The sequence below is a fragment of the Clostridium saudiense genome, assembly GCF_000577815.1.
Classification (GTDB): Bacteria; Bacillota; Clostridia; order Clostridiales; family Clostridiaceae; genus Clostridium; species Clostridium saudiense.
Window position 1 is genome coordinate 1 of the sequence record NZ_CBYM010000066.1, and the last position, 8,871, is coordinate 8,871.

The 8,871-nt window shown below is 29.3% G+C and carries 10 protein-coding genes, 3 tRNA genes, 1 rRNA gene and 1 other annotated feature; all 14 genes read right to left on the reverse strand.

What is annotated here, in order from left to right:
• Window positions 1-39 precede the first annotated feature (39 nt).
• Window positions 40-130 (reverse strand) — tRNA-Ser (locus TY07_RS16475).
• Between the two features lie 62 nt (window positions 131-192).
• Complete coding sequence (locus TY07_RS16480; protein WP_042402788.1) at window positions 193-816, reverse strand: tRNA-uridine aminocarboxypropyltransferase; 624 nt, start codon at window positions 814-816, stop codon at window positions 193-195.
• A 143-nt stretch (window positions 817-959) separates the two neighbouring features.
• Complete coding sequence (panD, locus tag TY07_RS16485) at window positions 960-1,346, reverse strand: aspartate 1-decarboxylase (RefSeq protein WP_042402790.1); 387 nt, start codon at window positions 1,344-1,346, stop codon at window positions 960-962.
• A 16-nt stretch (window positions 1,347-1,362) separates the two neighbouring features.
• Window positions 1,363-2,208, reverse strand: a complete 846-nt coding sequence (gene panC, locus TY07_RS16490) for a pantoate--beta-alanine ligase (RefSeq protein ID WP_042402792.1) — start codon at window positions 2,206-2,208, stop codon at window positions 1,363-1,365.
• Window positions 2,209-2,220: 12 nt separating this feature from the next.
• Window positions 2,221-3,048 carry a 3-methyl-2-oxobutanoate hydroxymethyltransferase gene (panB, locus tag TY07_RS16495; RefSeq protein WP_042402795.1) on the reverse strand — a complete coding sequence of 276 codons (828 nt, stop codon included), beginning with the start codon at window positions 3,046-3,048 and terminating at the stop codon, window positions 2,221-2,223.
• A gap of 3 nt (window positions 3,049-3,051) precedes the next feature.
• A complete protein-coding gene (locus tag TY07_RS16500) occupies window positions 3,052-3,909 on the reverse strand; it encodes a Rossmann-like and DUF2520 domain-containing protein (protein ID WP_042402799.1) in 858 nt (285 codons plus the stop codon).
• Window positions 3,910-4,143: 234 nt separating this feature from the next.
• On the reverse strand, window positions 4,144-5,421 hold the full coding sequence (gene serS / locus TY07_RS16505; protein ID WP_042402801.1) for a serine--tRNA ligase: 1,278 nt from the start codon (window positions 5,419-5,421) through the stop codon (window positions 4,144-4,146).
• Between the two features lie 61 nt (window positions 5,422-5,482).
• Window positions 5,483-5,695 (reverse strand) — a binding site (T-box leader).
• Between the two features lie 40 nt (window positions 5,696-5,735).
• Window positions 5,736-5,969, reverse strand: a complete 234-nt coding sequence (locus TY07_RS18465; protein WP_042402805.1) for a DUF1667 domain-containing protein — start codon at window positions 5,967-5,969, stop codon at window positions 5,736-5,738.
• A 12-nt stretch (window positions 5,970-5,981) separates the two neighbouring features.
• Window positions 5,982-7,394 (reverse strand): NAD(P)/FAD-dependent oxidoreductase, encoded by a 1,413-nt coding sequence (locus TY07_RS16515; RefSeq protein ID WP_042402807.1) that lies wholly within the window; start codon window positions 7,392-7,394, stop codon window positions 5,982-5,984.
• Window positions 7,395-7,411: 17 nt separating this feature from the next.
• A complete protein-coding gene (locus tag TY07_RS16520; protein ID WP_042402812.1) occupies window positions 7,412-7,918 on the reverse strand; it encodes a transcription repressor NadR in 507 nt (168 codons plus the stop codon).
• A 15-nt stretch (window positions 7,919-7,933) separates the two neighbouring features.
• On the reverse strand, window positions 7,934-8,428 hold the full coding sequence (locus TY07_RS16525; RefSeq protein ID WP_042402816.1) for an HDIG domain-containing metalloprotein: 495 nt from the start codon (window positions 8,426-8,428) through the stop codon (window positions 7,934-7,936).
• Window positions 8,429-8,575: 147 nt separating this feature from the next.
• Window positions 8,576-8,651 (reverse strand) — tRNA-Ala (locus TY07_RS16530).
• Window positions 8,652-8,656: 5 nt separating this feature from the next.
• A tRNA-Ile gene (locus TY07_RS16535) sits at window positions 8,657-8,733 on the reverse strand.
• A 7-nt stretch (window positions 8,734-8,740) separates the two neighbouring features.
• A 5S ribosomal RNA gene (gene rrf, locus TY07_RS16540) occupies window positions 8,741-8,857 on the reverse strand.
• Window positions 8,858-8,871: the final 14 nt, after the last annotated feature.

An 8,871-nucleotide genomic window follows, 5' to 3' on the forward strand; every position in this document is an offset into this window, starting at 1 on the left:
ATATAAAAAAAAAAGTCTTTAGCTAATGCTAAAGACTTATGGCGGAGAGACAGGGATTCGAACCCTGGGTACGCTCACACGCACGCCGGTTTTCAAGACCGGTGCCTTAAACCAACTCGACCATCTCTCCTCGGAACAATTGTTATTATATCAACGTATAAATACTATGTCAACACTTTTTATTAAATTTTTTTATTTAATTTTATGACCACTCATTCCAGCCTTATAACTTTCTAAAAATAACTCAAAACTCTTATCTATAATTTCACTTATATTATTTTCTTTATTCATCTTAAGTAACTCTATTGCTGTTTCTACAGTACATAGATTTCCATCTTCTTGTCCTCTTCGTAAGCTAAACTTTGAGCTTCTCTCTATGTCTAAAGATATTATAGGTAAATCCTTTAAGTAATTGCTTTTTCTTATTATCTTCCAAGCTTCTTTCCATGTTCCATCTACAATAATAAATACAGGTATACTATTACTTTTACTATATTGAATTTTTCTTTTTTTCATTTCTTCATTAATAATAGGAAATATCAAATATGTGCTATAAATATTACTATTAATATAGTTTAAAACTTTTTCTGCAACCTCTCCTCTTTTCCATATAATTATTTCAGTAGATTTTGGATTTATTAGTTTTAATAAATTAGCTGTATTCGTATTTCTATATACTTCTCGTTCACTAGATAAAATTATAAACTTAGCTTTTGTTTCAACCTTTCTTATACTATTGCATATGCAGGTTATAACTGGTAAACCACACTCACTACAATTATTACATACCTTAGTTATTTGCTTTTTATTTATCATCTTAAAACCTCTTAATTACATATCTTAATAACTACATAATACTACATCTAACTATTAATAAAAAATGGTAAAGTAAGACTAAAATATTTTCTTACTTTACCATTCCTATTTTATACTAATATCAATATATTAATTTTATTTTTTTATTCAGATAATTGTCCGTGTTTTTCATAATTAGTAATTCTACTAATTTTATTTTCATCATCAACAAAAACAACCTTTGGCTTATGATTTTTTACTTCCTCTGTCTCTAAATCAGCATAAGCCATTAATATTATTTTATCTCCAACTTGTACACATCTTGCAGCAGCCCCATTTAAGCAAATCATACCTGACCCTCTTTCACCAGCTATCGTATATGTTTCAAACCTAGCTCCATTATCTATATCAACAATATGAACCTTCTCATATTCATATATTCCTGCTGCATCTAATAAATCCTCATCAACTGTAATACTGCCAACATAATTTAATTCAGCTTGTACTACTGTTGCTCTGTGTATCTTTCCCTTTAACATATTTACCTTCATTGTTCTTCTCTCCTTGCTATAACTCATACGTAAAATTATCTATTAATCTAGTTTTTCCTATAAATACAGCTATTGCTACTAATACTGATTTATTAATTTCTTCAACTTTTTCTAAAGAACTACTATCTACAATTTCTACATAATCAATTCTTGCTAATTTTTCACTCTTAATACTATCTTCTATAATTTTAATTATGCTGGCACTATTTCTTTGTCCATTTTGAATTTCTTCTTTTCCAAGCATTAATGACTTATTTAAAATAGTAGCAGCTGCTCTTTCCTCTTCTGATAGATAAGTGTTTCTTGAACTTTTAGCTAGTCCATCTTCTTCTCTAACTATAGGACATCCAACTATCTCAACATCAATATTTAAATCTCTTACCATCCTTTTAACTACTGCTAATTGTTGAGCGTCTTTTTCCCCAAAATAAGCTCTATCTGGTGCTACGATATTAAATAACTTACTAACAACAGTGCATACACCTCTAAAGTGTATAGGCCTACTCTTACCGCATAATCCATTTGTTAATCCATTCATATCAACAAATGTAGAAAAATCATTAAAATACATTTCCTCATTTTCTGGATGGAATATAAGATTAGCTCCTGCCCTTTCGCAAATCTCACTATCTCTTTTTAAATCTCTAGGATAACTAGCTAAATCCTCTTTAGGCCCAAATTGAATAGGATTTACAAATATACTTACAACAACTTTGTCATTCTCTTCTGATGCCTTTTTAATAAGACTTTCATGACCTTCATGTAAATACCCCATTGTTGGAACAAAACCAACCTTTAAGCCTTGTGATTTCCATTCCTTTACGGTACTTCTTACATCATTTATCCTTTCAACTACTCTCATTTTTCTTCCCCTTTAATATAATTTTTCAATTACGTCATCATTTATTTTAAAAGAATGTTCTTCAGCTGGAAAAACACCATCTTTAACTTCTTCAATATATTTTTTAAACGCTACATTCATCTTTTCACCTAAAGTTTCATATTTCTTAACAAATTTAGGCGTAAAATCACTATACATTCCTAACATATCTTGATAAACAAGTATTTGCCCATCACATTCTACTCCAGCTCCTATACCTATTGTTGGAATAGATAGTTTTTCAGTTATTATAGCTGCAAGCTTAGCTGGAACACATTCTAATACAACAGCAAATGCTCCTGCCTTTTCTACCGCTAAAGCAGCTTCAATAAGATTTTTTGCAGCTTCTTCATCTTTACCTTGAACCTTAAACCCACCAAATGCATTAACTGATTGTGGTGTTAATCCAATATGAGCCATAACAGGTATTGAAGCCTTTACTATTGCTTCTATTTTATCGCAAACTTCAATTCCACCTTCTAATTTAACAGCTTGTGCTCTTCCTTCTTTAATTAATCTTCCTGCATTAACTACAGCATCATAAACCGATGTTTGATATGACATAAAAGGCATGTCCCCAACTACTAAAGTGTTTTTAGTTCCTCTTGCTACAGCTCTAGTATGATGTATCATATCTTCCATAGTAACTGATAATGTATCCTCGTATCCTAAGCATACCATTCCTAATGAATCTCCAACTAAAATCCCATTTATTCCAGCTTCATCAATTATCTTTGCTGTAGAGTAATCATATGCTGTAAGCATAGTAAGCTTTTCTTTCTTTTCCTTAGCTTGTTTAAATGTAACTGCTGTATTTTTCATAACCTATTCTCCTAAATATTCATCTAAATTTTTATAATCTCTATTTGAGTTTTTTACCTTTGCTATCTTTAAAATATTCTTTGATAATAACTTATATAATTCTTTATCTTCTTCTCTTAAAACATTTAAATGATTAATTACAGTAACTAAATCGCCTCTTTCTACCGGACCAGTTAAACTATTAATTGTTCCTTTTTCCCTAATATTCTTTAGGTTAAATTCAATTAATGGATAAAGAGCTTTCATAGCCATCTCCTGACTAAAACCACATTCTTCAAGATAATTAATACCATTATTAATTAATCCTAAAACAAGATTGCTGACAGTTACTGATGCAGCATGATATAGAGCCTTATTTTCTTTTGAAATAATAGCTACATCATTTCCTAATTGAGAAAAAAGCTGCTTAAAAAATTCAATATGTTTTTTATGTCCTTCAATTGTAATAAATGCTTGAGATAAATTTTTATAAGAATTATATTTGTCTGAAATAGCAAACATGGGATGAATAGAATAACCATAGGCACCATGATTATTTATATTTGAAAAGATTTCTGAAGAAATAGAGCCACTACAGTGGCATATTAATTTATCTTTGATAGATAATTTTTTGATTTCACTCCAAACAACACTAATTTCGCTATCAGGTGTCGTAATGAATATAGTATCACTATCTTTTATTAAATTTTCTAAATTATTATATTGCTTTGTATTAGTAAAAATTGCAGCTTCTCTAGATGAATGCTGGTTTTTACTATAATATCCGCTTATGTCTATATTATTTTCTTTTAGATATTTTCCTAAGGAAAATCCAACTTTTCCTGCTCCAATAAATCCAAATTTTATATTTATCACCTCCATAAGAGTGTGACACTACTTAGTCCCATTCAAAATTGATATGAGCTATTTCTTTTCTTCTTAAATTTTCAAATATATTATATATGGTGCGGTTTAATTAAAATACCACCCATAATAAATCTAACATATTCCTAAAATTTGTCAATACTTATTGATTAGTAAAGCCTTTATCTTATATAAAATAAAAATGAGATATGAGAAAATTATTATTAATTATCTCATATCTCATATATATTATTATTTTATAACTGATTTTCCACCCATATATGGTCTTAAAGCTTCTGGAATATTTACTGATCCATCTTCATTTAAGTTATTTTCTAAGAATGCAATTAACATTCTAGGTGGTGCAACAACTGTATTATTTAAAGTATGTGCAAAGTATCTTCCGTTTTCTCCATTTACACGAATCTTTAATCTTCTAGCTTGAGCATCTCCTAAATTAGAGCAGCTTCCAACCTCAAAGTATTTCTTTTGTCTTGGAGACCACGCTTCAACATCAATAGACTTAACCTTAAGATCCGCTAAATCTCCTGAGCAACATTCTAATGTTCTAACAGGAATATCTAAAGAACGGAATAATTCAACTGTATACTTCCATAACTTTTCAAACCATTCTTTACTTTCTTCCGGCTTACAAACAACTATCATTTCTTGTTTTTCGAATTGGTGAATTCTATAAACTCCTCTTTCTTCTATTCCATGAGCACCTTTCTCTTTTCTAAAGCATGGTGAATAACTAGTTAAAGTTTGAGGAAGAGATTCTTCTTTTAATATAGTATCAATAAATTTACCTATCATAGAATGCTCACTTGTACCTATTAAGTATAAATCTTCACCTTCTATCTTATACATCATTGATTCCATTTCAGCGAAACTCATAACACCAGTAACAACTTCACTACGAATCATGAATGGAGGTATACAGTAAGTAAATCCTTTATCAATCATGAAATCTCTAGCATAAGATAATATTCCTGATTGTAATCTAGCAATATCACCCATTAAATAATAGAATCCATTACCAGCTACTTTTCTAGCTCCATCTAAATCAACACCATTTAATTTTTCCATTATTTCTGTATGATATGGAATTTCGAATTCTGGAACTACAGGTTCACCGAATTTTTCAACTTCTACATTTTCACTATCATCTTTTCCTATTGGAACACTTGGATCAATAATATTAGGAAGAACTAACATTATATTTTTTATCTTTTCTTGAAGCTCAGTTTCCTTAGCTTCTAATTCAGCAAGACGATTAGCTTGTTCGTTAACCTTTGCTTTTAATTCTTCAGCTTCTTCTCTCTTTCCTTGACCCATTAATGCACCAATTTGCTTAGAAATTGTTTTTCTATTAGATCTTAATGAATCAGCTTCTTGTTGTGTAGCTCTGCTTTCAACATCTAAAGCAATAACTTCATCAACTAATCCAAGTTTTTGATCTTGGAACTTATTTTTAATATTTTGTTTAACTATTTCTGGATTTTCTCTTACAAATTTTAAATCTAACATAATATCCTCCAATTGTTTTTATAAATTATTTTCGTGTATAAAAAAAGAGCTCTTATCCCACATAAGGGACGAAGAACTCCGTGTTGCCACCCTAATTGATAATAATGCATATAAAGATACATTACTATCCACTCTTTACAAAACTAACGGGTTTATCCGTACTGCTCATCACAGTCCCTCCAAGGTGGATTCATAAAACATTGCTATCAGTTCACACCAACCACTGACTCTCTTAAAACAATAATCTTATTACTAGCCTTTTCAACGGTTTAACTAAATAATTTATTATAATATATTTAATATATTATAATCTCCTACTTTTTGTCAATATCCCTAGTACAAATTATATCTACACCACTATTTAATATATTCTTACATATAATACTTCCCATTTTTATAGGAATACTTACATATAATCTACTAACAACTTTTGACATTTCAATCCATAGCTCTCTTTCTACCTCAGCACTACTTTTAACAGGAATAACCTTAAATCTGTCACTACCTTTTACCCTTACTACTGATGTAAATATATCTTTTTTCCCCATAATATACTCCTACTATATTTCTTTAAATTCCTTTATTCTACCAGAAATTATATTAGAATTTTTTGAGTCATCAACTATATCTGTAATCTTTTTATCTAATTCTCTGGCTAAGATTTGTATTATTCTTTCATTACAATATGAACCATGGCAATTTCCAAATCCAGCACCTGTTCTTCTTTTAACTCCTTTAACAGTTCTTGCACCTAAAGGTCTTCTAATAGAATCAACTATTTCTCCTTCAGATACATTATTGCACATGCATATAATCTTTCCATATCTTTTATCTAATTTAATTACTTCGTTAATTTCATTCCTATTCATTTCTCTAAATCTATAAAATTCACGACGTTTATCAATGAAATTCTTTTTCAATTTGCAATTTAAACTACTGCTAATAGTATCACATAACATCTTAGCTATAGCTGGTGCTAATGTAACTTTACCATAATGCGTACCAATTACACTTATATAGCCTTTATCTATTTGCTGTTCATCAACAACTATAGAATCTTTATCATAGCTTTCCCTAAATAAATTATTTATATTTCCTTTGTTTAAGTTCTTTAATAATTTACTAGCATAATTTAAATTATCATCTAAACTTGTTTTTTCAATACTTTTTATACCAACTAATGACCCACCATTTAAAACTGGTGTTGAAACAACAAATGTATCTTTATCAAAAGTTTTCGTTACTATTCTTTCTAATTTATTTTCGTAATTATCATCAAGTAAAATATAACTCATATTTTTAAATGAATTTATATCATTTTCTGTATCCTTTTCTTCTACTATACCTTTTTCATTTATATAAATTTCATTTGCTATTGTATTAATAACTACCTTACATGAAAATTTATTTTTATTTGTAACAACTTTAAATCCCTTTGTTATATTTTGAATAGTTAATACTTCTTCTTCTAATCTAAAGTTAACACCGTTATCAGATGCAACTTCAGCATATGCTATTGCTAAATCATATGGCGCTACTATTGCAACATTTTGTGAATATAACCCCTTCTTTATTGATGTATTTATATTAGGCTCTATTTCATATACTTCATCTGGTTCTACTAAATAAACGCCATCTATGCCCCTTCTAATAGCTCTCTCATACATTTCACCTAATTTAACTACTCCATTATCATCATTAACTACTCTTAACGATCCAATTCTTTTAAAAGGTACATTAAACTTCTCACATAAATCTTCCAATAATATATTTCCTATATACTCCAATCCAGCCATTACATTATTAGATGTTTCAGAACCATCATATACTATAGAAGTATTAACGAAAGATACATCATCAGCAATATCATATTCCTTTTCAATTACAGCTATATTTAAATTATATTTAGATAATTCATAAGCAACAGCACATCCAATAATACCGCCACCTAAAACTAAAACATCATAATCCATAATCCAATTCCCCTAATTTATAAAATAAATCCCTTTTCTTTTAATTCATCCTTTATTAACTGCATATTCTCATCAGAATCAGCAGATATTGTGTGAAGATGTATTCCATCAGTAAGTACTGATAATGGCTTTGCCTTTATATCTTCTAATGAAGCTCTAAACTTATTTAAATCATTAAGATTCTTTATTCTTAATGCTCCACATATCTCTCCATAAATAGGATGCTCAACTATTACATCTTCTATAATGCCTCCATATTTAACTACAATCTCCATCTCATTAAACATTTCATCATCATTATGTTTTACTGCTATTATTGATTTTACCCTACTATTATCATCATTAATCATATAACCATCTGGTGTCGCTATTATATTATTTCCTTTAGCTCTTAATATAGCTATATCCTTAACTATTATTTGTCTGGTAACATTAAAATTTTCAGCTAATGTTGTACCTTTAATTGCTCTTTTTTCTTTTATTAATATTCCCATAATAGCATTTCGTCTTTCATCAGCTTTCATAATTAATCCCATCCTTTAATTTCTATTATCACTTTCTCTTATTATCTCTAGCAATTTATTTCCTACTACATTGTTATTGTGATGATATCTAACTGTATCTAAAAATTCTTTATCATATACATTAAATTGTTTTAATAAATTAGCTCCCTTTTCAGCATGATTATAATAAGAGTCTACAGCCTTAATAGTGTTATATTTTTTTAATTTACCCTTACTTACTTTATTAAGTATTACTAAAACTGATTTTTCAACTATATTAAGTCCATATTCTCCTTTTCCTATATCATGAAGTAATGCAGCTCTTGCAACTCTTTTAGTATTTAAGCCTTTATCTTTTGATAAATTAACCGCATCTTTACTTACTCTAATACAATGTTGCTTATCCATTTTCTTTAATCTATTAAACAACCTTTTTTCTTTCTTATTTAAAAATTTGTTTACATAGTCCTTATCAATATCTTCCGATAATGATTTTATTGCCCAAAAAAATTGTTTTACTCTATATAACACGATTTTTACCACCTAGTTTTTAACATATATTGTAATACACATTCATATTTATAATACCACTATTAGATAAAAAATAAAGTCTAAATAATATTATTCATATATTTTTTATAATAAACGCAAAAAAAGCTACGAAATAAATCGTAGCTTTGGTGGAGGTAAAGGGATTCGAACCCTTGACCCCTTGCGTGCAAGGCAAGTGCTCTCCCAACTGAGCTATACCCCCAAATATGGTGGACCTTCAGGGACTCGAACCCCGGACCTACCGGTTATGAGCCGGTTGCTCTAACCAACTGAGCTAAAGATCCTTATATTACCTGGCAACGTTCTACTCTTCCACACAGTCCCCCGTGCAGTACCATCGACGCTGTAGAGCTTAACTTTCCTGTTCGGAATGGGAAGGAGTGTTTCCTCTACGCCATCATCACCAGATATATAAGTATGAG

Excerpts from the sequence above, each read along its gene's own strand:
- panC (WP_042402792.1), bottom strand. The coding sequence starts at position 2,208 with ATGAGAGTAGTTGAAAGGATAAATGATGTAAGAAGTACCGTAAAGGAA.
- TY07_RS16515 (WP_042402807.1), bottom strand. The coding sequence starts at position 7,394 with ATGGATTATGATGTTTTAGTTTTAGGTGGCGGTATTATTGGATGTGCT.
- panD (WP_042402790.1), bottom strand. The coding sequence starts at position 1,346 with ATGAAGGTAAATATGTTAAAGGGAAAGATACACAGAGCAACAGTAGTA.
- TY07_RS16500 (WP_042402799.1), bottom strand. The coding sequence starts at position 3,909 with ATGGAGGTGATAAATATAAAATTTGGATTTATTGGAGCAGGAAAAGTT.
- TY07_RS16480 (WP_042402788.1), bottom strand. The coding sequence starts at position 816 with ATGATAAATAAAAAGCAAATAACTAAGGTATGTAATAATTGTAGTGAG.
- TY07_RS18465 (WP_042402805.1), bottom strand. The coding sequence starts at position 5,969 with ATGGGGAAAAAAGATATATTTACATCAGTAGTAAGGGTAAAAGGTAGT.
- panB (WP_042402795.1), bottom strand. The coding sequence starts at position 3,048 with ATGAAAAATACAGCAGTTACATTTAAACAAGCTAAGGAAAAGAAAGAA.
- serS (WP_042402801.1), bottom strand. The coding sequence starts at position 5,421 with ATGTTAGATTTAAAATTTGTAAGAGAAAATCCAGAAATAGTTAAACAA.
- TY07_RS16520 (WP_042402812.1), bottom strand. The coding sequence starts at position 7,918 with ATGAAAGCTGATGAAAGACGAAATGCTATTATGGGAATATTAATAAAA.